Below are 23427 nucleotides of genomic sequence, written 5' to 3'. Positions count from 1 at the left end.
TCGTGGCTGACTCTGCGCTGACCCGCCGGGAGCTCATCGCTGCCGGCTTCCAGGAGCTGGAGCGCGCCTCCGGGTTCCTCGCCGACGAGCATCTCGCCGGGCTGGACCCGAATGTGCTGCTCAAGACCCTGCACTATGCGCCGAACCCGGATCAGGCGCTGCTGCTGCTGATCCGGCTGGTGGAGCGCGCCCGGGACGTCTGCGACCTCTTCGAAGTGGTCACCGACGGGGTCTACCTGCGCGCGGTCCCGCTGGTCCGGCTGCTCGGCGCCTCCCAGGCGCTGGGTGAGTTCCTGGTCCGCCGTTCGGAGAACTGTGACCTGCTCTTCAGCATCGCCGACACCCTGGAGGCAGACCGGGATCAGCAGCAGCACAACCACGCCCCCGACGACGCCGCTGCCATCGCCGTCCCGGAGGTCACCGAACCCGAGGTCCTGCGCTCCCGGCTGATGGACGCCGTGCACGCCGACGCCTCGGCCGATGTGCCCACCGCCGCGCTGGACGAGGAGTTCACCGCCAAAGCCGCCGGCGTCGCGCTGCGCCGGGCCTACCGGCGAGAGCTGACCTCGCTGGCGCTGCGTGACCTCAGTGCGGGCGACCCTGCGGCCTATCAGCCGCTGGTCTCGCGCCAGCTCTCCGACCTCGCCGCCGCCGCCATCGACGCCGCACTGGCGGTCAGCCGGGCCGAGCTGACCCACCGCAACGGGCGCACCGCCGAGACCGTCGAGCTCGCCGTGATCGGGATGGGCAAATGCGGCGCCCGCGAGCTGAACTACATCTCGGATGTGGACGTCATCTTCGTCCACCGCGCCTCCGCAGACATCGACTCCGCCGCCGCGCGCAACACCGCGGTGGCCATGGCCTCTGGCATCTCCAAGGTCATCAACGGCACCGGCCCCGAGCCCGGCCTCTGGGAGGTCGACGCGAACCTGCGCCCCGAGGGGCGCGAGGGCGACCTCTCCCGCACCCTGGAATCCCACCTGGAGTACTACAAGCGCTGGGCCCACGGCTGGGAGTTCCAGGCGCTGCTCAAAGCTCGGCCCATCGCCGGCAGCCGCAGCCTGGGCCAGGACTACATCGAGGCGATCTGGCCGCAGGTGTGGACCTCCTCGGCCCAGGAGAACTTCGTGGAGAACGTCCAGCGGATGCGCCGACGGGTCTTCGACAACATCCCCGCCGACGAGGTGGACCGTGAGATCAAGCTCGGCCGCGGAGGGCTGCGCGACATCGAGTTCACCGTCCAGCTGCTTCAGCTGGTCCACGGCCGGGTCGATGAGTCCCTGCGCGTGCGGGACTCGCTGACCGCCATCGAGATGCTCGAGGCGGGGGAGTACGTGGCCCGCTCCGACCGCGACGCGATGTCGCGCTGCTACCGGATGCTGCGCCTCTACGAGCACCGGATCCAGATGAGCAACATGCGCCGGACCCACCTGATGCCGGTCAAGCCCGACGAGGTGCGCGCGCTGGCCCACGCCGTGCAGCCGCCGAACCGACGTCGTCGTCCCGCCGGGGATGAGGTGCTCCACCAGTGGCGCGAGATCGCCCGGGAGGTCGCCAGCTTCCACGAACGGATCTTCTACCGGCCGCTGCTCTCGACCACCGCGGTGCTCTCCGATGAAGAGGTCCGGCTCACCGCCAAGGCGGCCCAGGACCGACTGGCCGCGCTGGGCTACCACGATCCGGCCGGCGCGATGCGGCACATCTCGACGCTGACCTCCGGGGTGTCCCGCCGGGCGAAGCTGCAGCGCCGGATCCTGCCGATGATGCTGGGCTGGTTCGGCGAGGGCGTGGACCCCGACGGCGGTCTGCTGGCCTTCCGACGGCTCAGCGAGTCCCTGGGGCAGAGCCCCTGGTATCTGACCATGCTGCGCGACTCCTCCGTGGCCGCCGAACGGCTGTGTCTGGTGCTCTCGGGCTCCCGATTCATCTCCGACATGCTCGAACACTCCCCGGAGTCCACCAAATGGCTCGGCGACAACGCCGCCCTGGCCCCGCGCAGCTTCGACGCGCTGTGGAAGGAGATCAGCAACAAGATCACCCGCCACAAGGGGGACCTCGAGGCCGCGATGCGGCTGACCCGCCTGGTCCGCCAGCGTGAGACCCTGCGGGTCGCGATCGGCGACGCCGTCGGGCTGCTGGAGCTCTCCGAGGTCGGCACCGCGCTCTCCGACGTGGACCGGGCCGCGACCCTGGGCGCCATGCGGGTCGCTGAGTCGGAGGTCTGGCAGGCCGAGGGTCGGCATGCTGACCTCGCGGTGATCGCGATGGGCCGCCAGGGCGGACGCGAGATCGGCTACGGCTCGGACATGGACGCGATGTTCGTCCACGACGTCGCCGAGGGCGGGGACGCGAAACTCGCCGACGCCCAGGCGCAGAAGCTCGCGATGCGGGTCAGCGCCCAGCTCTCCAAGCCGTTGAAGCCGGCCATCCGCGGGGAGTTCCCGCTCAAGCTCGACGCCGACCTGCGCCCCGAGGGCAAGCAGGGTCCGCTCTCGCGGTCCCTGGAGTCCTACACCGAGTACTACCGGCGCTGGATGGACGTCTGGGAGCGTCAGGCGCTGCTGCGCGCCCGGCCGATCGGCGGCGACGATGATCTCCTCGACGGATTCATGGAGCTCGCCGACTCCGTGCGATACGGACCTCCGCCGAGTTCCTCGCAGATCCGCGAGATCCGCCGGATCAAGGCACGGGTGGAGTCGGAGCGGCTGCCCCGCGGGGCCGATCCGTCCCGGCACGTGAAGCTCGGCCGCGGTGGTCTCAGCGACGTCGAGTGGCTGGTCCAGCTCTTCCAGCTGCAGCACGCCCACGCCATGCCGCGGCTGCGCACCAGCTCCACGCTGGTCGCACTGGACGCGATGGTCGATGAGGAGCTGATCAGCCCGCTCGACGCCGAACAGCTCGCCGAGGCCTGGAAGCTGTGCACCCGGGTCCGCTCAGCGACCACCGTGTGGAGCGGCAAGACCGCCGACGTGCTGCCCTCGGCCCGCCGCGACCTCGACGCCGTCGCCCGCTGGTGCGGGTTCCCCTCCGGGGGCAGCGCGGAGTTCGAGGACCACTATCTGCGCACCACCCGCCGCTGCCGGCAGGTCTACGAGCGGCTGTTCTACGACCAGGTCTAGGCAGGTCGACGGGAGGACCTAGGTGTGCACCGCACCGATGACGGAGAGCAGCTGCAGCTTCTCGTAGCTCTCGGAGCCTGGAGATGCGGTGTAGACCAGCAGCAGATGGAGCTGGTTGCGATCCAGGAGCGTCTGGCAGTTCAGCTCCAGTGCTCCCACCTGGGGGTGGACGAAGTGCTTGACGTCGCGGGGCTGGATTCCGACTTCGTGGTTGTTCCATGCCTCCTGGAACTCCGGATTGTCCTTGAGCAGCTCGACCAGGTGTGCCGCTTCTGATCGGGGACCGCGCAGGGTGGTGACCTGACGCAGGTGAGACACCCACATCCTTGTCAGGAACGGGTGATCCTCCTTGCGGTAGAAATCCCGCGCCCCCGGCCGGGTGAACCAGCGATAGCCGATGCTCCGCTCGGGACCGGTGAATGAGGTCAGGTTCCCGCTCAGGGCGACACCGAGCGGCGTCTGTTTCAGCGTCTGTCCGAGCTCGGTGACGATCTCGGCCGGGGTGTCGTGGAGGCGATCCAGGATCCGCAGCAGACCTGGACTGATGTGCGCGCTCTCAGGCCCCCGGCTCGGAGCGTTGCGTCCGTCGAGTCGGAACAGGTGATCGCGTTCATCGAGGGAGAGGTGAAGCCTCTGGGCGATGGAGGCCAGCATCTGCTCGGAAGGCTGTGTGCCGCGCTGCTGCTCCCGCCGGGTGTAATAGTCGGTGGACATGTGGCACAGGACTGCCACCTCTTCTCGCCGCAGCCCCCCGGTGCGTCGTCGTTCGCCGCGGGGGAGCCCGACGTCCTCGGGCTGCAGCAGCTCGCGGCGGCGTCGGAGAAACTGCGCCAAGCCGGCGCGATCCGTGGTCATTGGTGTCTCCTTCGTCTGGTGTCCCTCAAGTTTTACCGGTACGCGAGGCCCGCCACCAGGGACTGACCGTCCCCCTCGCCGGCGAACCAGGGACTGCGAGTCCCAGGATGTGCCGGTACTGCCTCGTCTGCGCAATTCTCGGCACAGTGGGTGTCACCACCTCACACAAGGAGCGAATCATGAAGCAGAAGTCCAACATCTCAGTCCCGGATCTCTCGGGTCGCCGAGCGGTCGTCACCGGAGGCAGCGACGGCATGGGTCTTCAGATGGCAGCGCGTCTCGCCGAGGCAGGTGCGGACCTCACCCTGCCGGTGCGCAATCGCAGCAAGGGCCAGGCTGCGGTCTCATCGATCCTGCAGCGCAGCCCCGGAGCACGGGTCGAGCTCGGGGAGATGGATCTGTCATCTCTCGACTCGATCGCCGCGTTTGGCCGCACCATGCAGCAGGCCGGGAAGCCCATCCACATCCTGATCAACAACGCCGGGGTCATGACCCCGCCGGATCGGAGAACGACGTCGGACGGGTTCGAGCTGCAGTTCGGCACCAATCACCTCGGACACTTCGCACTGACCGCGCATCTGTTCCCCCTTCTGCGCGCCGGGGGTGCCCGGGTGACCTCGCAGTTGAGCGTCGCAGCCGCCCGAGGGTCTATCAACTGGGGCGATCTGAACTGGGAGCGCTCGTATCGCGGAATGGAGGCGTACCAGCAGTCGAAGATCGCCTTCGGACTGTTCGGGCTGGAGCTGGATCGGCGCAGTCAGGCGCATGGCTGGGGTCTCAGCAGCAACATCTCCCACCCGGGGGTCGCCCCGACATCCTTGCTCGCGGCACGGGAGGAACTTGGCCGGGCGCAGCCGACTGGCGGTCGACGGCTCATCCGGATCCTTTCCCGGCTCGGGGTGACAGGCACCGTCGAGAGTGCCGGGCTGCCGGCGCTGGCAGCGGCCACCGCGAAGGAGGCTCAGGGCGGACAGTTCTGGGGGCCGTCAGGGTTCCAGCACCTTGCGGGGGCGCCGGGTCTGCAGCGGCTCTACACCCCGTTGGAGGACCTGGATCAGGCCCGGCGCATCTGGGCGACGTCGGAGGAACTCACGGGCGTCTCATTCCCCGCTGAGTCGCAGAGCCGCGTCCAGTAGCTGCGATCTGGATCATACGGTCTGCGGCGACCGCCCGGTCAGTCGGGTGCCCCAACGGTAATATCGGGCAGATCATGCGAGCCGTCGGGAGGCTGCAGAAGGAGAGTGGGCACATGACCAGAGCCTTCAGCTGGGTGCCGGATGTGGGGCGAGGCGAATGGCTGCGCTCCATGGAGGCGGAGCCGTTCAGCAGCCTCTTCTCGGTGGTGCCTCGCGGTTTCGAGATGTACGCCCGGGTGTTTCACCCCGTGGAGCGTGACCGTCCGCGCGCGACCAGGTCCTGGCACGCCATAGAGGCGTCGACCTGCTTCGACGATGCCGCAGACATCTGGGCCCTGCTCGAGACTGAGCGCTGCACCTGGTCGGCGGCGGCCGCGTCATTCGGCACGACCATGCACGCGGAGGCGCAGTATGCGCGTCTCATCCGGTACGTCTCCGGCGAGGAGGTGGGAGCGGTCTCCGAGGACGGCTGGCGGTACGGCGAGCCATCGGAAGGAGCCCTTGATGCGAGCACGCTGACGGCGGCGTCCCAGGTGCTCGCCCGGCATACCGCGACACCACATGCTGGGATTGCGGCCATCTGGGAGGGGTGGGGCGGCCTGGTGAGTTCCGCCGGGTCGAAGCGCTACCTGGCGATGCGGTCGCTCCAGATGAGCCTGCCGCGTCTGGCGCCTCGAGCTCCGAAATCAGGCACCGGGGTGCTGGCCCCTGACATCGCGGCTGGGCCCCGATTCGACCTGCATGGGGACACCGGGCGGAGCTACGTCCTCTTCGAGGCCGGGGCGGCTGACTTCGCTGATCCCCGCTGGCCTGCCCGCGCGCCATGGACTGACGACGCCGACTGGGTGCCGTCACCGAGCATCTTCTGGCCCGAGGATCACTCCTGGGTGCTGGCCACGGAGATCGACTACGACTCCACCCTGATCGCCGGGACGGCGGCGCTGATCAGCGATCTTGTGCGGACACCGGGCCTGGAGGTCCTGGTGATCCACCCGAACGCCGACCTGACCTGGGACGGGGACTCGGTCAACCGGCCCGCGTGAGGTCTCACCGCACACACTCGTGCGCCCACCGATTCGTCCATGGACGAATCGGTGGGCGCACGAGTGATTCAGCGGATCAGGCTGCGAGCTTGGCGATCAGCGCCTCGGCGGTCTCCGCAGAGGACTGCGGGTTCTGCCCGGTGATCAGCAGACCGTCCTGAACGACGTAGGAGCTCCAGTCGTCGCTCTTGGAGTAGTCGCCGCCGAGCTTGGTCAGCTCGTCCTCGACGAGGAACGGCACGACGTCGACCAGACCGACCGCGGCCTCTTCGGTGTTGGTGAAGCCGGTGACCTTTCTGCCCTGCACCAGCGGAGTGCCGTCCTCATTGGTGGTGCGGCGCAGCACCCCGGGGGCGTGGCAGACCAGGGCGAGGGGCTTCCCGGCGCGCATCGTGGACTCGATCAGGCGGATTGAGGCTGGGTCCTCGGCGAGATCCCAGAGCGGACCATGGCCGCCGGGGTAGAAGACGGTGTCATAGTCGGCCTCGGAGACGGAGTCCAGGCGGAGGGTCTCGGCCAGCGCGGCCGTGGCCTCGGCGTCGTCCTCAAACCGGCGGGTGTCATCGGTCTTGAAGTCGGGCTCGTTGCTGGCCGGGTCCAGCGGCGGCTGGCCACCCTTGGGGGAGGCCAGGGTGATCTCGTAGCCGGCCTCCTTGAAGCGGTAGTACGGGGCGGCGAGCTCCTCGAGCCAGAACCCGGTCTTCCTGCCGGTGTCGCCGAGCTCGTCGTGGGAGGTGAGAACGATCAGGACCTTCATGGGGATCTCCTTGATGTGGATGGTCTTGGGGTGGGGTGTCGCAGGCTGAGTGCTCAGGCGACCTGGGAGGGGGAGTCCTGGGCTGCGGCCATGCTGGGCGCAAGCAGCTCCAGGGTGCGGTGCTGCACGGCTTCCTCGGGCGCGAGGTTCACCAGCATCAGTTCGTCGGCCTGGACCTCCTCGGCGAAGGCATCGAGCCAGGCGACGACCTGCTCCTGGGTGCCGACGGCGGCGCGGGAGAGCATGCTGAGCACCTGCTGTCCGGCGGGGTGATCGCGGAGCATCACCACATCGTCGTCGGTGATCTGACGGTTGCGGCCCAGGTGGTTCTTGATCCAGGCGTTCTCCGCGAGGGTCTTCTGCGCCTGCGCGGTCTCCGCGTCGTCGTGGGCGATGACATTGGCCGCGGCGATGAAGTGCGGCTGCGCGTCCGGGCCCAGCAGCGAGTTGGTCGCATCGAAATGCTCGCGGTAGATGTGCGCCGCCTGGTTGAGCATCTGCGGGGCGAAGTGCGAGGCGAACGCGTAGGGGAGACCCAGCTGGGCGGCGAGCTGGGCGCCGAAGAGCGAGGACCCGAGGATGTAGAGCGGGACGTTGGTGCCCCACCCCGGATAGGCGTTGACCCCGGGGATGCGGCTGTACCCGGTGAGGTAGCCGCTGAGCTCCATCACATCGGCCTGGAAGCGGTCGGCCTCGGTGCCGTCGCGGCGCAGGGCGCGCATGGTGGGTCCATCGGTGCCGGGTGCACGGCCCAGGCCCAGGTCGATCCGCCCGGGGTAGAGCGTCGCCAGGGTGCCGAACTGCTCGGCGATGATCAGCGGGGCATGGTTGGGAAGCATGATGCCCCCGGAGCCGACCCGCACGTTCTCGGTGGCGGCGGCCACGTGCTGGATCAGCAGGGCCGTCGCGCTGGAGGCGATGTTGGGCATGTTGTGGTGCTCGGCGAACCAGATGCGCGTGTAGCCCAGCTTGTCAGCGGTCTGGGCAAGCCGGACGCTGCGGGCGATGCCGTCGGCGACGGTCTCCGGCGGACGGACGAACGCGAGGTCAAGCAGGGATAGCGGGCGCGAGGCGGTGTTGGGCATACCTGGTGCAACAGCACGAAGGAGTGATCTCATTCCGCGACGTGGCCACCGGCACAGGATCGGGATCTGCGCACGCGGGCAGAGCGCCAGGAAATTGGTTGACACACTGAACCAAAATGATATGTTCGAATCACAATGATCACGCGCCGAGGGGCGCTGTAGTCGTGGCCATTCCGACTGCGAGGAATGCGAATCTCTTGGGTCGTTCCGGCGAGCGATCCGATCCATGAAGGGGCGTGCCGCCGTGGCGAATGCCGATCCATCACCTGCGGAGAACGAGAACCCTGCGCGGTCATTCCCCATCTCGTTGGCTATCGGATCTGTGCTGCTCACCGGATTGATCTACGGCTTCCTGATCTGGTCGAACTGCGAGTCTGACGGGATCGCCGCGTTCTTCGGCGACGTGCGCAGCTTCCACACCGCCCAGGGCTGTTAGGAGCGCTCCGCCGGGACGCCGCGGAACACTCGCCGGGTCGCCCCTCGTGCCAGCATCAGGACGATGATCAGTGCCGTGACCAGGAAGAAGCCGCCCAGCTGCACCTCACCGCGGAAGACCAGCGCGGTGAGCTCCAGGACCAGCAGCTTGCTGCCCGGCAGCACCAGGAGCAGGACCAGCGCGTTGAGCGCCCGCCGAACCCCGCTCCGGGACCGGAGCCGAGCCACCAGAGACTTCTTCGCCGCCGTGACCACCTCGAGCACCAGCTTCAGCAGCACAGCTGTGAGCAGCGTGATCGCGAAGGACTCCGAGATCACCTCTGGGAAGAACTGGACGAAGAGCCCGAGCACCACCGTATAGACGAAGACGTCGACCACATCCAACGGTCCGGGACGACTCATGCGGGCAGTCTAGTGTCCGGCTTCGACCCGGGTAAGGCCCGCCCTCAAGCTCATCCCGCTGATCGGAAGCGGCGTGCAGGCGGCTTCGCACAAGTTGTCACGTTGCGCCAGAACCCATGGGCTGACGTGATCTGCGCTACGGTGACGCCATGGCTCTCATCAACAGCAATGGTCTGGCACACGTCCGGCTCACCGTCACCGACATCGCTCGTTCCAAGGCGTTCTACGACCAGATCTTCGGCTGGCCCGCCGTGGTGGACACCTCGGCACATGCCGATGATCCCGCGGTCCGCGCCTCGCAGGAGCAGTTCTACGGCGGTGTGATCTACCAGACCCCGCAGGGTACGCTCGTCGGTCTCCGGCCGGTGGGGGAGACCTCGTTCCATCCCGACACCACCGGGCTCGATCACCTGAGCTTCGCCGTCGACTCCCGGGACGCGCTGCAGGATGCGGTTCAGGCATTGGCCGGAGCCGGCATCGAACATGGCGAGATCAATGATCTCCAGGACTCCGGGCTTGCGATCCTCTCCTTCCAGGACCCCGACGGCATCAACCTCGAGCTCACCGCGCCCCTGGGCTGATCACACGCGGTCCTGAACCACCCGGTTTTCAACCACCCGTTCCCGGACCACAGCGTCAGAGACGCCGCCCCTCCGGACACAGCTGCGGCCCCGCACCGAGTCATCGGTGCGGGGCCGCAGCTGTTCAGGCTCGGTGTGAGATCAGACCGAGTAGTACAGCTCGAACTCGTAGGGGTTCAGCCGCAGGTTCAGCGGGGCGATCTCTTCTTCGCGCTTGTACTCGATCCAGGCCTTGACCAGGTCCTCGGTGAACACGCCACCCTCGAGCAGGAACTCGTGGTCGGCCTCGAGTGCCGCCAGAGCCTCTTCCAGCGAGCCGGGGGCCTTCTGGATGCTGGCAGCCTCTTCGGCGGGCAGCTCGTAGAGGTCCTTGTCGATCGGGTCAGCGGGCTCGATCCGGTTGCGGATTCCGTCCAGGCCGGCCATGAGCTGGGCCGCGAAGGCCAGGTAGGGGTTGGAGGAGGGATCCGGTGCGCGGAACTCAAGACGCTTGGCCTTGGGGTTGGCGCCGGTGATCGGGATGCGGATCGCCGCAGAGCGGTTGCCCTGCGAGTAGACCATGTTGACTGGAGCCTCGTAGCCCTTGACCAGGCGCTTATAGGAGTTCACCGTGGGGTTGGTGAAGGCCAGCACGGCCGAGGCGTGCTTGAGCAGACCACCGATGTACCAGCGGGCGGTGTCGGAGAGGTTCGCGTAGCCCTTCTCATCGAAGAACAGCGGCTCGCCGTCGGTCCAGAGCGACTGGTGGCAGTGCATGCCGGAGCCGTTCTCACCGAAGATCGGCTTCGGCATGAAGGTCGCCGACTTGCCGAACTGATCCGCGGTGTTCTTCACGACGTACTTGAACTTCATCAGGTCATCGGCAGCGTGGGTCAACGTGTTGAACTTGTAGTTGATCTCCTGCTGACCGGGGCCACCGACCTCGTGGTGGGAGCGCTCGACCTCCAGGCCGACGGCGTCGAGGGCCACGCAGATCGCGTCACGCAGATCGGCGCTCTTGTCCTGGGGGCTGACCGGGAAGTAGCCGCCCTTGGTGGCCATCTTGTGACCGAGGTTGCCGCCGGGAATCTCCTCGGAGGACTGCCAGGAGGCCTCATCAGAGTCCAGGGAGTAGAAGGACGCGTCCGGGCTGGACTGCCACTTGACATCGTCGAAGAGGAAGAACTCGGCCTCGGCGGCGAAGAAGGCGGTGTCGGCGATGCCGGAGGCCTCGAGGTACTCCTCGGCCTTCTGGGCGACGCCGCGGGGGTCACGTGCGTAGGGCTCGCCGGTGCGCGGGTTGACGATCGAGAACGTCATCACCAGGGTCTTCTCCACGCGGTACTCATCGATGTATGCGGTGGTCACATCGGGGATGAGCTGCATGTCAGACTCGGCGATGCCCTGGAATCCACGAATGGAGGAGCCGTCGAAGAGCTGTCCGTTCTCGAAGAAGTCGAGGTCAACGGTCTTGGCCGGGAGGTTGAAGTGGTGCTGGAGGCCGGGAAGGTCGGTGAAGCGAACGTCGACGAAGACGACATCCTCTTTCTCGATGTACTTCAGAACTTCATCAGGGCTTTTGAACATACGTCCGTGCTCCTCGTCAGGTGTCTGGGCTTGCGCGCGTAACAGTGGTGAACGCTCTGCTACACGCTATGGGCCGGGCATTTCCCGGCCATCACGCAAATGTTTCCGTCATGTAACTTAAGTTGCTCATGGGCTCGTGACAAGGGCTCCCCGGTCGGGCGAATAGACTGACCGGGGCCGTCCTCGCACGGCCACATGTTCTACATCACCCTCTCATATCCGAGGCAGAAGGAGATCTGTGGCGAAGAACGACGGCGCACCCCCCGGCGGTTCCCCGGCGGAGTCTCCAGAGCCGCGATGGGCCGGCGAGCACCTGGGTCTGCCCGAGTCCGGCCCCGGCAGCATGGCGCCGTGGAGTCGGCGCATCCTGGCGCTGTTCATCGACTGGGGAATCGCCACGCTGATCTCGATGGCGTTCTTCGGCGGTGCGGAGCTGGCGACGCTGGGGATCTTTGTGGCGATCCACATCATCCTGATCGGCCTGCTCGGCGTGACCATCGGCAAGCGGCTGATGCGGATCCAGGTGGTCCGCGGTCAGAGGATCCCTGGTCCGTTGTGGTCCACGGTGCGGACGCTGCTGCTGCTGCTGATCCTGCCGGTGATCCTGATGGGCACCGACGGTCGCGGCGCCCACGATCGGGCGGCCGGCACCGTCCAGCTGCGCATGTGAGTGCCCCCGGACCCGCGCGGGTGAGCCGACTCGCCGATCGCCCCGGCCGCGGCCTGGCGGTCATCTGCGCCAGCGCGCTCAGCACCCAGTCCGGTGCCGCCGTGGGCTCGCTGGCCTTCAGCAGCCTCACCCCGGTCGGTGTGGTCGCTGCCCGGCAGCTGGTCGCCTCCACCGTGCTGCTGGTGATCGCCCGACCGAAGTTCTGGCGCTTCACTCGCAGCCAGTGGTCGCCGGTGCTGCTGCTGGCCCTCTTCTTCGCCGGGATGAACACCGCGCTCTATGCCGCCCTGGAGCGCGTGGGCCTGGGCACGGCGGTGACCATCGAGTTCCTGGGCCCGCTCGCCGTCGCGGTGCTGGCCTCCCGACGCCCGCGGGACGGACTCTGCGCGCTGATGGCACTGACCGGGGTGGTGCTGCTGACTCGGCCCGGCCCCACCAGCGACCTGCTGGGGCTGGGCTTCGCGGTGCTGGCCGCGGGCTGCTGGGCGGGGTACATCCTGACCAACCGGGTGGTGGGCCAGCGTCTGGAGGGGGTGCAGGGCGTCGCCGTCGGCACCGCGATCTCGGCACTCGGGCTGCTGCCGATCGCCGCGGTGATCGTCTGGCATCTGCAGCCGCGGTGGGAGGCGTTCCTCTTCGCGGCCGTCGCCGGAGTGCTGGCCTCGGCGGTGCCGTACTCGCTCGATCTGATCGTGCTGCGTCACATCAGTCCGGTGCTCTTCGGCCTGGGCATGTCCCTGCACCCGCTCTTCGCGGCGCTGATCGGGGCAGGATTCCTGGGGCAGCACCTCCCGCTGGCGGCTTGGGCAGGCATCGTGCTGGTGGTGCTGAGCAATGCGCTCACCCTCGGCGGACCCGCGCGCCCCCGCACCCCCTCCCGTTGAGGGGCGGGATCTCCGGGTAGTCGAGTGGGTTTCCGATGCCAGATGCCCGGAGAACCCGCCGCTCAACGCAGATTGGGTTTCAGATCAGATCCTTGAAAGTGCTGATTTAAGGTTGTAGCCTGCATCTATGTTCGTCGTTACTGCTGATCAGCATCGCAGCACCGAATCGGGGGAACGGGTGGATGAGCTCCTGGTTGAGCTCGCACCCTGGAACGCCCGGTGGGAGGCGCAGATCGTGCTGCCGTTGGAACGCACCGTGGGCGATGAGGTCCAGATCCTGCTGGCCAGCCCCGAAGCGGCGGTGGACCTCGCGCTGACCCTGTGCCGGACCGAGCAGTGGGCCGTCGGCATCGGCGCCGGGGCTGTGGAGCGCCCGCTCGGCACCAGCGCCCGCGCCAGCTCCGGCAGTGCGTTCATCCAGGCCCGCTACGCCGTAGAACGAGCCCGCAGCCGCACCGAACCCGTCCCGCTGGTGGTCCAGGGCGATCAGCCAGACGCGGCCGTCGCCGCGACTGCAGTCCTGCAGCTCCTCGGCGGGGTGGTGCGACGGCGCGCGGACACCGGCTGGGAGGTCAGCGATCTCACCGAGCAGGGACTCACCCGGTCCCAGATCGCCGCGCAGCTGGGCATCACCGTGTCAGCGGTCAGTCAGCGTGCGCGCTCTGCGATGCTGGAGGAGGAGCGGCGCAGCCGTCCCGTCGCCGCGGCTCTGACCGCCGCCGCGGCCGGCGAAGGAGCCTGGACGATCGCACCGGCCCAGGATCGGCCTCAGTCTCAGCATCAAGACCAGGCCCAGCACCAGGAGGACCCACGCTCATGACATGGCTTGCGATCACCGCGGTGGTGCTGCTCACCCTTGCCCTCTCTGCATTTCCGGGCGCGGTGCTGGTGGGCTGGCTGCTGCGCCGGGTCGAGCCCGAAGGCTACGGCCCGGGCATCCTGCGCGGAGGCACCTGGATCGGCATCCTGGAACGGCTGGCGATCATCGGGGCGGTCTTCGGCGGCTATCCGGAGGCCATCGCGGTGGTGCTCGCGGTCAAGGGCCTCGGTCGCTACCCGGAGCTGCGCTCCTGGCAGGCCGAGCACCGCGCGAAGGCCACCGAACGGTTCATCATCGGCACCCTGGCCAGCTACATCTGGTCCGGGGCACTGGGCCTGATCGGTGTGGCGGTGATCGCAGCGATCAGCTGATCGCTGGGCCCAGCCGGCGGTCGATCGCCCGAGCCAGCTCCTGCGCGGCCCACGGGGCGCGATGCAGGTTCAGCGCCGGTTCGAACAGCTCCGCCTCCAGCAGCACCGTCCCGTACTCGGCCGACTCCACCAGATCGATCCGCCCATAGAGCGGCAGCAGGGTCTCGGTGGCCAGGGCGGCGGCCTGGAGCACCTGCTCCCCGAAGCTGACCTCGCCGGCAGCGGCGTGAACCAGCTGCGGGTCCTCCAGGTAGGTGCCGCCGCGCAGACCGCCGCCGCGGGCGAGCAGCGCGCCCTTGGAGATCGAGTGCGTGTGATGCCCGTCGATGAAGTAGAGCGCCTTCTCGCGGCCCTCGCTGAGCTCGGGGATCTCGGGCTGGATCATCACGGTGAGTCCGCGGGCGAGGATCCGCTCCCCGAGGGCGAGCGCGGCGGTGGAGTCTGCGCGCAGCAGCCCGGTGTCGAAGGCGCCGGCCGAGATCGTGGGTTTGATGACCACCCAGTCATCGCCGTGCCCGGCCAGCCCGCGGCGCAGCGCGGCGACGTCGTCGGCCCAGTCGGTGGGCACGCTCGCCAGCCCTCGGGCGTCGAGCTCGCGCAGGTAGACCTTGTCCAGGTTCCAGCGGATCAGTTCGGGGCTGTTGAGCACCCGGACCTGCTCCTGCGCCCGGTCCAGCCAGATCAGGAACTCCTCCGTGCGGGAGGAGTAGTCCCAGGGGGTGCGCACGACCAACAGGTCATACTCCGGTGCCGGGTCCCAGCGGTGCCAGATCACCGGTTCCGCGGAGATGCTCAGCCGCTGGAGCTCGGCGATCAGCGGATCGGTGTCCCGGTCGGGGGCCTTCGAGTAGTCATCGGTCACCACGATCCCGACCCGGCGCGGCCGCGGCGCGGAGATCAGGCTGTGTTCCGGCAGCCAGCGGAAACGTTCGACGACGATCAGCTCGTCGTCGTCCAGGGCCGTCTCCTGCGGTCCGCCGGCGCTGCTCTCGCCAGCGTCAGGGTCTGCGGCGCCGATCTCCCCGGTGCTGTGCCAGAAATCCTCATGCACCTCTCGCCAGGCCGCCACGGACGCGTAGCCCTCACCCTCGCCGCGAGCCACCTCCTGAGTGATCTCACCCAGCGGAACCAGGGTCACCTCCAGCACCTCGACGACGCCGAGACTCTCCTCCTGCACGCCGAGCAGCCGCTGAAGCCCCGGGGTCGCCAGGGGCTCGTCCTCGGCGAGGTAGGTCCGGTGCAGGCTGGTGGTCATGGTCTTGACCCCGGCGATGACCGCGCTGGTCAGACGTGCGCGCAGCTCTCCGGAGGCGAGGTCCATCGGGGGAAGTGCGTCGATCTGTGCCGGGGTCATGGCTTCATGCTGCCGGTGCGCTGATAGTTGCCGTGCCAGCTCAGCGCCTCGCCGAGCAGGTGTGGAGTGTGCTGACCACGTGCGTTCGCGGCGACTGCCCGGTCGAAATAGTCCTGAAGCAGGTCCTGGTAGTCGGGGTGGGCGCAGTTGCGGATGATGGTCCGGGCGCGCGCCGCGGGGGAGAGGCCGCGCAGGTCTGCCAGGCCCTGTTCGGTGACCAGGATCTGGGTGTCGTGCTCGGTGTGGTCGATGTGGCTGGCGAAGGGCACGATCGAGGAGATCGCGCCACCCTTGGCCATCGAGCCGGAGACGAAGAAGTTCAGGTAGGCGTTGCGCGCGAAGTCTCCGGAGCCGCCGATGCCGTTGATGATGGAGCTGCCCATCACGTGGGTGGAGTTCACGTTGCCGTAGATGTCCGCCTCGACCATGCCGTTGATCGAGATCACGCCCAGCCGGCGGATGGCCTCCGGGTGGTTGGAGACCTCCTGGGTGCGCAGCAGGATCCGACCCTTGTACTCCTCGGCGCGGGCGTTGAACTGCTCGGCGCGTTCGGCGGAGAGCGAGAAGGAGGTGGCGGAGACCGCCGTGAGCTTGCCGGTGTCGATCAGGTCGAGCATGCCGTCCTGGATGACCTCGGTATAGGCCAGCAGATCCTCGAACTCGCTGTGTGCCAGCTCCGCCATCACGGCGTTGGCGACGTTGCCGATACCGGACTGCAGCGGCAGCAGGTTCTTCGGCAGCCGACCCTGGTCGATCTCGTAGCGCAGGAAGTCCACCACATGGGAGGCCATGGCTTTGGACTGCTCGTCGGCTGGCTTGAAGGGCAGGTTCCGGTCCGGGGCGTCGGTGTGCACCACGGCGACCACCTTCTCCGGGTCCACGCGCAGGTAGGGATCGCCGATGCGCTGGAGCGGGTCGGTGAGCTGCAGCGGACGGCGCTCCGGGGGCAGCTTCGTGCCGTAGTAGATGTCGTGGAAGCCCTCGTAGGCGCGGGGGTGCCAGTCGTTGACCTCGAGGATCACCTTGTCCGCGAGCTGCAGCCAGGTCTTGTTGTTGCCCACCGAGCTGCCCGGGACCAGCAGTCCGTTGGGCAGGATCGCGGCGACCTCGATCACCGCGACGTTGAGCTGCCCGTAGAAGCCGAACCAGGCCTGCTGGGCGGAGTGGCTCAGGTGGGTGTCGACGTACTCGGTCTCCCCGGTGTTGATGGCCTCGCGCAGCGTGGGGTCGGACTGGAAGGGCAGCCGTCGACGCACGGCGCGGGCCTCGGCGAGCACGCCGTCGAGCTCGGGCGCGGTGGAGGCGCCGGTCCAGAGATCGATGCCGAAGTCCTCGCCGCGGTCGTGGGCATCCTTGGCGCGTTCGGCCAGGGCCGCCGGGACCGCCTTCGGGTATCCGGCCCCGGTGAAGCCGCTCATCCCGACCCGGTCGCCGTCGTTGATGTAGCTGGCCGCCTCAGTGGCGGAGGTGACCTTCGTAGCCAGCGTGGGGCAGGTGATGCGACGTGAAACGGGGCTCATCCCCCCAGCCTAGGTGACCCTCGACCCTGCCGAGATCTGGGAGCCGAGCGCTACGCTGGGTGACACGACGCAGGTCATCTCTGCAGCTCAGGGAGCACCTCAAGACGGAGGACGCATCATGAACGGTTTCGTGCCTTATCCGGTCCGTGAGACCTACCGGCTGATCGAGCCGGGTCCGACGGTGCTGATCTCCACCTCTGACGGTGTTCGGGACAACATCATGACCAACGCGTTCAACATGCCGGTCCGCCATGACGGCATTCTCGCCGTGATCGTAGGGACCTGGGACGCCAGCTTCGCGACCCTGCAGTCCACCCGGCAATGCGTGATCGGCATCCCCGGGGCGGAGCTGATGCGCACCACGGTCCAGCTGGGCAACTGCTCCGGGGAGGACCTGGACAAATGGGACCATTTCGGGCTCACTCGGGTGCCGGGGATCAGTGTGGCGGCGCCGCTGATCGGGGAGTGTGTGGCCAATATCGAGTGCAAGGTCGAGGACGACTCTCTGGTGGAGGACTATTCGCTATGGCTGCTGCGCACCACCGCGGCCTGGATCAGACCCGACGCCGCGCCCGCCCCGGAGTTCCATCACCGAGGCAACGGGACCTTCAGCACCAACGGCGAGGTCCACGACTTCAGCGACGAGATGACCAAGTGGAAGTACTTCTCCGACTAGCCGAGTCTCCGAGAAGGAGCTCAGCAGGCAGATGCAGCGGATGGCAGGGGAGTGCGCCATGATCAGGGGCGCGCGGCTCGAGGACCTTCGCGTCCTGCGCGAGATCGAGCGCGCCGCCGGGGCGGCCTTTCGCCACCTCGGCATGGAGGAGATCGCCGAGGACGACCCGCCCACGGTTGCGGAACTCGCCGCCTTCCAGTCAGATGGGCGGGCGTGGGTCGCGGTTGATGCGGCCGATCATCCCGTGGCGTACCTGCTGGTGCAGGCCGTGGACGGCGGCGCGCACATCGAGCAGGTCTCGGTCCATCCCGACCACGCCCGGCAGGGGTTGGGAAAGGCTCTGCTGGACGCTGCCGCCGACTGGGCGCGGCGCCACGACCTCACCGGACTGACGCTGACCACGTTCACCCACGTCCCGTGGAACGCGCCGTACTATGCGCGCATCGGATTCCAAGCCGTGCCGGAGGAGGGCCTCACGGGCGGTCTGCGAGCGATCAGGGAGCACGAGGCCGCGCTGGGGCTCGACCGGTGGCCGCGGGTCGTCATGCGCCGCAGACTAGCCTCGGGTCAAGGGTCGTTCGCAGGGGAATGACCCGCAGGACGACTCTCCGGTTGAGTGGGCTGATCCCGTGCGCACATTGAGCTTCAGTGACCCGCTGCCGCACCGGTGCACGCGCATCATCGTTGCCGGTACTTCCGGAGCAGGGAAGACCACTTTCGCCGAGCAGCTGGCTTGCATCCAGGATCTCCCGCGCTTCGAGATGGACAACCTCCGTTGGGGCCAGCCTCGATCGGCGTTCCTCGACGAGGCCTTGGCCGCGGCGTCATCCGACTCCTGGGTCACCGAATGGCAGTACCCCGCGGCTCGACCAGGCCTGGCCCGCCGTGCCCGTGCGATGATCTGGCTGGACTATTCGTGTGCCACGACGCATGTACTGGGTCACCCGCCGAACACTCGTCAGGCGAGCAACTCGGCAGTCGATCTGGGACGCCGGCCTGACCGAGGATCCGCTGCGTACCTTCTTCACCGACAATGACCACATCATCCGCTGGGCGTGGCGCACTCGAAGACATCTGGACCACCTGTCTGGCGTCGTCGAACGAGAGTATCCCCATCTCGCGCTCTATCGGTTCACGTCACCAAGCCAGTCTCGGCGCTGGCTCCGGGCCCTGTCGGCCTAGGACAGCGCGAATCGGCGGAATTCATCGATTCGAGCGTTCACAACCGGGTCAGCAGCTGTGTCCGGACCAGCTCACGCGCGGGCGCCGCGGCCGCGGGCGAGAGAGTGAACGACGAGGTCAGTGTCGTCCCACCTCGCGGGCAGCCGTCACCGCGGCCTCTGCTCCTTCAGACCAGACCGCGCCGTGGCCTGGGAGCACGGTGTCGGCTTCGGTGAGCGCGATGGCGTCCAGCGAGCTGATCGCCTGGGCCGTGTCTTTGGTGGCCGCTCCGGCGACGATCTGGGGTCCGGTCTCCCCGGTGTAGGGGTCCAGGGTGACCAGGGCGTCACCGGTGAAGACTGCCCGGCGGTCCGGGAAGTGCAGAATGCAGTGCCCGTCGGTATGGCCCGGCGTGTGCACCGGGACGGGAAATCCTGGCACCTGGAGCGTGGATCCGGCGGTCATCAGCTGGACCCCATGCACGCCCTTGACGGTCAGTGCGCCGGCGGCCACCATCCGCCCCAGCAGCGGCAGCGATCTCGGGTGGCCCAGCGGGTAGAGCAGCCGGTTGCGTTCGGTGGCGTAGCGGTACGGCGTGGTCGCGAGCTCCGCGTCCTCGTGGTGGATGATCACCGGGATGCCCAAGCTCTTCTGAGCGCGCAGCGCGAACCCGAGGTGATCGAAGTGCCCGTGGGTCAGCACCAGCGCCTTCACCTCGTAGGGCATCCGCTGGCGCGCCTTGAGCACCTCCATGACCTCGTGCCACATCCCGGGCAGTCCGGCGTCGATGAGGGTGATCCCATCCTCTGCCTCGACGACGTAACAGTTCACGTTCGCCTGGGAGACCAGGTGGATGCCAGGGGCGACGCCATATTCGATCATGTGCTGCGGTTCCGTTCCGTGGGGGTCGCATCAATCCTGGGTGCCCGCACGGGGGTTGGTCAAGCGTGACATGGGCCCGCACAGATCACACCGGGTTGAGCGCTGTGCTCCTGCAGCAGAGCTCGTTGAGCTCAGTCTCCAGCGATTGCTGATCAGCGGCGGCGTCTGACCAGCGTCCAGATGTGACCATTGTTCACCTCGTGACTGAGCTGGTCCAGCGCCATCTTCGCGATCGCCAGACCACGACCCGACTCGGCCAGCTCCTCGGGAAGCGAGGCTCCCCGGAGATCGATGGTGATCGGCACGGCGTCATCTTGGAATCGCGCCGAGAGCGCGGCGTCGTCGACCGTCAGGTCTGCGGTGACCGTGACCCCGGCGTCGCCCACACAGGTGGAGTGGGTGACGATGTTGGTGATGATCTCACTGACGGCGAGCGAGAAGAAGGTGCGATCCTCCTCCGTGAGGTCACCGGCAGCTTCGAAGAGCTCCTCCAGGGCGGCGAGCACCCGATCCACGAAGTCCAGCTCCGCGGCCCCGGTCAGGGTGACGCGGGAGCCCCCATCAGCCGTCACCGAAGGCCTCCTCGACAGTGGGGTGGTCGCGGAGCACCCGGTCAAGGCTGGTCAGCTTCAGGACGCTCTTCACCGAGTCGCTCGCAGCGGCGAGTCGCAGATCACCCTCGGCTAGCCGGGCCGCCTTCAGGCCGCCGATCAGCGCGCCGAGCCCGGAGGAGTCGATGAACTCGGTCTGGGCCAGGTCCACCACGATGCGGGGATGTCCGTCGTCGATGAGCTTCTTGATCGCCTGCTTCAGCCGTGGGGCGCCCGAGGCGGTGAGTCGTCCTTCGGGGCGCACGACCGCATGGTGTGCATGGGTGGAGACGTTCAGATTCATGGTGCTCCTTCTGCCTCTTCGGCGTGTGCTGCGGGGCCCTTGTATCGCAGGGCTTGGATGACGATGCTCAGGGCGGCCAGCGAGTAGACCACCCAGACGGTGTTGACCAGTGTGCCGGTGCCGTCCGCGGTACCCAGCAGCACCCGGATGATGCCGGTGATCAGCGCGAGGATCAGCAGCACGATGGCGGTGAGCTGGGGCCAGACCTCGCGCAGCGGCAGCGCGCCATCCTGCCGGCCGTCCTTGCGGGTGACCACGAAGCTCAGCGGCTTCTTGAACACCACATTGGCGAAGGAGGACGTGCAGGCCCGGATCCAGACCGGGAAGAGCGCCAGCGAGTACTGCTGGCCGCGCCAGGTGCGAATGCCCCGGGCCACGATCAGGAACATCAGCTGATTGATCAGGAAGTAGGGCAGGAAGCGGGCGAAGAAGTCGCCGCTCCACGCGTTGACCGGCATCACGCCGAACATCAGGTAGATGACCGGCGCGGAGAGGTAGACGATCGCGGCGAAGCCGGCGAGGTAGCTCCACATGGTCCCGAAGTACATCAGTCGCTGCCCGGCGGAGAGTCCCCGCTTGGCCAGCGGGTTGTCGCGCAGGAGCACCTGCATCGTGCCCTGGGCCCAGCGCAGCCGCTGCTTGAGCATGGTCTGCAGGTCCTCCGGGGCGAGCCCGCGAGCGAGGATCTCGTGGTGGTAGACGCTGCGCCAGCCCATGCTGTGCAGCTGCATCGCGGTGGCCATGTCCTCGGTCACCGAGATCGTGGCCAGCGGCTGGATCGGCTGAGCCTCGTCGGGACGGTCCACGCGCAGCGCGTCGACCAGCGCCCCCACGGACTTCACCGCGGCCAGCGGCGAGAGCTCCCGGGTGGTGAGTGCATCCAGGCCGACTTGGTCGATGACGAGGGCGCCGAGTTCGGCGTCGCGCTGGACCGGAAGTGCATTGATGGCGGCGAGGTCTTCGGCCATCATGTCCATGTCGTGCTTGACCAGCCGGCTGGACGATGCGTTGATCGTGGCGTGCAGCTGGTAGGTGACATCGGCGATGGGTTCCCCGGAGGTGATCGCGGCGCGCGCCTGGGCCACCTCGATCCGCAGGTCCTTGAGCTCGGTCTGCAGCTCGGGCACCGACTGGCTGCGTCGGGCCTCGCGGGCGAGCAGCTTCTCTGCCGCGCGCAGGGTGCGTTCGGTGGAGTCCTGGAGATTGCGCACATAGCCGACGATCCCCAGCTGCATCAGCGCGTCGCGGCGCAGCACGGCGTTGGAGCCGCAGAAGAAGGCCGCGTTCCAGCCGTCCTTGCCCTGCTGGATGGGGCCGTAGAACAGCGGCGCCTGGCTGCCCAGCGGGTCTGCCTCGTCGACGTTGATGAACCACTGCGGGGTCTGCACCAGTGCGACCTGCTCGTCGTCGCCGAAATACCCCAGCGTGCGGTGCAGGATCAGCGGATCCGGGATCTGGTCGGCGTCGAGGATCAGCAGGAACTCGCCGTCGGTCTCGAACAGCGCGTTGTTGAGGTTCCCGGCCTTTGCGTGGCGCGGCTTGTCGGTCCAGTCCTCCGACCGGGTGATGTAGCCCAGACCCTCGGCGCGGGCGGCGGCGGCCATCTCGGGGCGGTTGCCGTCGTCGAGGACATAGGTCTCGTGCGGGTAGGCGATGAGCTTCGCCGCCCGCGCGGTGGCCATGACCATCTCGACCGGCTCGTTATAGGTGGTGATGAAGACATCCACGGTGCCGGCGGGAGCGGATTCTGGGCCTTCGCGCTCCTTGGCACGCCACATGGTGATGGCGAAGAGGAACGTATCGACCAGGCTGTAGGTCTCCGCGATGACCAGCGGCACGGCGATCCACCAGGCCTCCCAGTTCAGCGAGTCCATCCAGCGCCAGGTGACGTAGTTGATCCCGGTCAGCACCGCGAGCACCGCGACGACCCGGATCAGGATCAGGCGACGGCTCAAGAGTCTCTCCTGACCACGACCACAGTGACATCATCGGCGGCCTTGGCCGCGACCGCGCGGCGCAGGGCCTCTTCGACGGCACCCTCGATGCCGAACTCGGCGAGGGTCTGCTCGACCTGGCCCCAGGGGTCCTCGAGGTCCAGCAGGTCGAGCAGGCCGTCGCTGCAGCTCATCAAGGCGTCTCCCGGGTTCAGCTGCACCGTGCCGAGTCTATGGGATTCGTTCAGGCCCATGGCCAGGGGCAGTCCGGTGGAGTTCAGGTGATCCCAGGTGCCGTCGGTGCGCAGGATGAAGGTGAGGCTGTGACCGCCGTCGACGTAGCTGACCTGACCGGTGCGGGTGTCGAGGTCGGCGCAGAAGAGCGTGACGAACATGTGCAGGTCCCCGACGTCGTGCTCGAGGATCGAATCGATCTCCCTCACCGTCCGGAGCAGCGAACGCTCTGGCGCGGTGCGCATCGAGGCACGGACCGCCGAAGCGATGATGCCGGCGCCGACGCCTTTGCCCATCACATCGGCCAGGGTGATGCGCAGCTGGTCACCGAGCAGCCTCACGTCGTGGAAGTCACCGGAGACGGCGCCCGCCGGAGCCGAGCCGGCGGTGACGGTGAACCCTGCCGGTTGGGGGAGGTCGCGCGGGGCCAGGGCGCGCTGGACCACGGCCGCGTGGTCGAGCTCCTGCTGCTGGGCGAGCTCGGTCTGGACCCAGAGAGCCAGGTCCTTGAGCAGGTCGCGCTGGCTCTCATCGAGGCTGCCCGGCTTCGTGTCGAGCATGCACAGGGTGCCGATGTGTTCACCGCCGGGAGCCTGCAGCGGGTGGCCGGCGTAGAACCGGAGGTGCGGATCACCGAGGACGAAGGGGTTCGAGGCCCACTTCGCGTCCTGCGCGGCGTCCTCGATCACGAAGGTGCCGGTCTGGGCGATCGTGGCGTCGCAGAACGCGTCGGTACGGGGGACCTCGCGCACGCCGAGGCCGATCTCCGACTTGCGCCATTGACGATCCCGGTCGAGCAGGTTGACGCTGACCATCGGGACGCCGAAGATCTGCTGCGCGAGCCGGGTGATCCGGTCCACGCGTTCGTCGGGGGGAGTGTCGAGGACCCTCAGGGCGTCAAGTGCACTTTGTCTGCTCTTTTCGTCCAACATACCGGGCTCCTCAAAAAAGCTTTTGTACCGCAATTGTTAACGCTCAGAATACGCAAATAGGCGGGCCCTGAGGGCCCGCCCATCTGCGGTAATGTCCTTATGCGGTCAGTGTCATG

Annotated in this window: 23 protein-coding genes; 11 read left to right on the top strand and 12 right to left on the bottom strand. The window is 67.8% G+C overall.

Features of this window, described 5'->3' with window-relative positions:
- Window positions 1-2: 2 nt before the first annotated feature.
- Entirely contained in the window at window positions 3-3119 is a 3117-nt protein-coding gene (locus BCL67_RS09245; RefSeq protein ID WP_258174927.1) for a bifunctional [glutamine synthetase] adenylyltransferase/[glutamine synthetase]-adenylyl-L-tyrosine phosphorylase, read from the top strand.
- An 18-nt stretch (window positions 3120-3137) separates the two neighbouring features.
- Here BCL67_RS09245 and BCL67_RS09240 read toward each other — a convergent pair whose 3' ends face one another.
- The gene (locus BCL67_RS09240) at window positions 3138-3974 is read right to left on the bottom strand and encodes a helix-turn-helix transcriptional regulator (protein ID WP_106123155.1); all 837 of its coding nucleotides are present in this window, start codon (window positions 3972-3974) and stop codon (window positions 3138-3140) included.
- Between the two features lie 179 nt (window positions 3975-4153).
- Here BCL67_RS09240 and BCL67_RS09235 point away from each other — a divergent pair, with 179 nt between their 5' ends.
- Complete coding sequence (locus BCL67_RS09235) at window positions 4154-5110, top strand: SDR family oxidoreductase (protein ID WP_219886474.1); 957 nt, start codon at window positions 4154-4156, stop codon at window positions 5108-5110.
- A gap of 113 nt (window positions 5111-5223) precedes the next feature.
- Entirely contained in the window at window positions 5224-6153 is a 930-nt protein-coding gene (locus BCL67_RS09230; protein WP_106123154.1) for a hypothetical protein, read from the top strand.
- A 76-nt stretch (window positions 6154-6229) separates the two neighbouring features.
- On the opposite strand, the gene BCL67_RS09225 is transcribed toward BCL67_RS09230, so the two are convergent.
- Window positions 6230-6910, bottom strand: a complete 681-nt coding sequence (locus BCL67_RS09225; protein WP_106123153.1) for a type 1 glutamine amidotransferase domain-containing protein — start codon at window positions 6908-6910, stop codon at window positions 6230-6232.
- A gap of 53 nt (window positions 6911-6963) precedes the next feature.
- Complete coding sequence (locus BCL67_RS09220) at window positions 6964-7995, bottom strand: LLM class flavin-dependent oxidoreductase (RefSeq protein ID WP_106123152.1); 1032 nt, start codon at window positions 7993-7995, stop codon at window positions 6964-6966.
- Between the two features lie 307 nt (window positions 7996-8302).
- On the opposite strand from BCL67_RS09220, the gene BCL67_RS15820 reads away from it, so the two are divergent.
- Window positions 8303-8431 carry a hypothetical protein gene (locus BCL67_RS15820; RefSeq protein ID WP_258174926.1) on the top strand — a complete coding sequence of 43 codons (129 nt, stop codon included), beginning with the start codon at window positions 8303-8305 and terminating at the stop codon, window positions 8429-8431.
- Here BCL67_RS15820 and BCL67_RS09215 read toward each other — a convergent pair.
- Window positions 8428-8832 (bottom strand): hypothetical protein, encoded by a 405-nt coding sequence (locus BCL67_RS09215; RefSeq protein ID WP_106123151.1) that lies wholly within the window; start codon window positions 8830-8832, stop codon window positions 8428-8430. The genes BCL67_RS15820 and BCL67_RS09215 overlap by 4 nt on opposite strands.
- A 149-nt stretch (window positions 8833-8981) precedes the next feature.
- Between BCL67_RS09215 and BCL67_RS09210 the strand changes: the two genes are divergently transcribed.
- Window positions 8982-9413, top strand: a complete 432-nt coding sequence (locus tag BCL67_RS09210; RefSeq protein ID WP_106123150.1) for a VOC family protein — start codon at window positions 8982-8984, stop codon at window positions 9411-9413.
- A 141-nt stretch (window positions 9414-9554) separates the two neighbouring features.
- Here BCL67_RS09210 and glnA read toward each other — a convergent pair whose 3' ends face one another.
- On the bottom strand, window positions 9555-10979 hold the full coding sequence (gene glnA, locus BCL67_RS09205) for a type I glutamate--ammonia ligase (RefSeq protein WP_106123149.1): 1425 nt from the start codon (window positions 10977-10979) through the stop codon (window positions 9555-9557).
- Between the two features lie 238 nt (window positions 10980-11217).
- Here glnA and BCL67_RS15630 point away from each other — a divergent pair, with 238 nt between their 5' ends.
- The 4 genes from BCL67_RS15630 to BCL67_RS09185 all read left to right on the top strand — a co-directional run bounded on the left by BCL67_RS15630 (window position 11218) and on the right by BCL67_RS09185 (window position 13724).
- Window positions 11218-11649, top strand: coding sequence for an RDD family protein (locus tag BCL67_RS15630; RefSeq protein WP_106123148.1), 432 nt, complete (start codon window positions 11218-11220; stop codon window positions 11647-11649).
- A 20-nt stretch (window positions 11650-11669) separates the two neighbouring features.
- Window positions 11670-12533 (top strand): EamA family transporter, encoded by an 864-nt coding sequence (locus BCL67_RS09195; protein WP_258174924.1) that lies wholly within the window; start codon window positions 11670-11672, stop codon window positions 12531-12533.
- 127 nt (window positions 12534-12660) lie between these two features.
- Window positions 12661-13353 (top strand): hypothetical protein, encoded by a 693-nt coding sequence (locus tag BCL67_RS09190; protein ID WP_181255956.1) that lies wholly within the window; start codon window positions 12661-12663, stop codon window positions 13351-13353.
- Window positions 13350-13724, top strand: coding sequence for a hypothetical protein (locus BCL67_RS09185; RefSeq protein ID WP_106123147.1), 375 nt, complete (start codon window positions 13350-13352; stop codon window positions 13722-13724). Before BCL67_RS09190 ends, BCL67_RS09185 begins: the two co-directional genes overlap by 4 nt.
- On the opposite strand, the gene BCL67_RS09180 is transcribed toward BCL67_RS09185, so the two are convergent.
- Window positions 13717-15078 carry an ASCH domain-containing protein gene (locus BCL67_RS09180; RefSeq protein WP_106123146.1) on the bottom strand — a complete coding sequence of 454 codons (1362 nt, stop codon included), beginning with the start codon at window positions 15076-15078 and terminating at the stop codon, window positions 13717-13719. The genes BCL67_RS09185 and BCL67_RS09180 overlap by 8 nt on opposite strands.
- A complete protein-coding gene (locus tag BCL67_RS09175; protein ID WP_106123145.1) occupies window positions 15075-16598 on the bottom strand; it encodes an acetyl-CoA hydrolase/transferase family protein in 1524 nt (507 codons plus the stop codon). The genes BCL67_RS09180 and BCL67_RS09175 overlap by 4 nt, the downstream gene beginning before the upstream one ends.
- Window positions 16599-16716: 118 nt before the next feature.
- On the opposite strand from BCL67_RS09175, the gene BCL67_RS09170 reads away from it, so the two are divergent.
- Both BCL67_RS09170 and BCL67_RS09165 read left to right on the top strand, forming a co-directional pair.
- The gene (locus BCL67_RS09170) at window positions 16717-17274 is read left to right on the top strand and encodes a flavin reductase family protein (RefSeq protein ID WP_106123144.1); all 558 of its coding nucleotides are present in this window, start codon (window positions 16717-16719) and stop codon (window positions 17272-17274) included.
- Window positions 17275-17332: 58 nt separating this feature from the next.
- A complete protein-coding gene (locus tag BCL67_RS09165) occupies window positions 17333-17866 on the top strand; it encodes a GNAT family N-acetyltransferase (protein WP_106123191.1) in 534 nt (177 codons plus the stop codon).
- A 707-nt stretch (window positions 17867-18573) separates the two neighbouring features.
- Here BCL67_RS09165 and BCL67_RS09160 read toward each other — a convergent pair.
- The 5 genes from BCL67_RS09160 to BCL67_RS09140 form a co-directional block, all read right to left on the bottom strand.
- Window positions 18574-19317: an MBL fold metallo-hydrolase gene (locus tag BCL67_RS09160; RefSeq protein ID WP_106123143.1), complete on the bottom strand. Its 744-nt coding sequence runs from the start codon at window positions 19315-19317 to the stop codon at window positions 18574-18576.
- Between the two features lie 152 nt (window positions 19318-19469).
- Window positions 19470-19889: an ATP-binding protein gene (locus BCL67_RS09155; RefSeq protein ID WP_181255955.1), complete on the bottom strand. Its 420-nt coding sequence runs from the start codon at window positions 19887-19889 to the stop codon at window positions 19470-19472.
- The gene (locus tag BCL67_RS09150; RefSeq protein WP_106123141.1) at window positions 19879-20211 is read right to left on the bottom strand and encodes an STAS domain-containing protein; all 333 of its coding nucleotides are present in this window, start codon (window positions 20209-20211) and stop codon (window positions 19879-19881) included. The genes BCL67_RS09155 and BCL67_RS09150 overlap by 11 nt, the downstream gene beginning before the upstream one ends.
- A complete protein-coding gene (locus BCL67_RS09145; RefSeq protein WP_258174918.1) occupies window positions 20208-22166 on the bottom strand; it encodes a glycosyltransferase family 2 protein in 1959 nt (652 codons plus the stop codon). The genes BCL67_RS09150 and BCL67_RS09145 overlap by 4 nt, the downstream gene beginning before the upstream one ends.
- A complete protein-coding gene (locus BCL67_RS09140; RefSeq protein ID WP_106123140.1) occupies window positions 22163-23311 on the bottom strand; it encodes a PP2C family protein-serine/threonine phosphatase in 1149 nt (382 codons plus the stop codon). Before BCL67_RS09140 ends, BCL67_RS09145 begins: the two co-directional genes overlap by 4 nt.
- Window positions 23312-23427 lie beyond the last annotated feature (116 nt).

This window comes from Nesterenkonia sandarakina (assembly GCF_003003175.1).
Taxonomy (GTDB): Bacteria; Actinomycetota; Actinomycetes; order Actinomycetales; family Micrococcaceae; genus Nesterenkonia; species Nesterenkonia sandarakina_A.
This window is presented reverse-complemented; position numbering and strand designations above follow the sequence as displayed.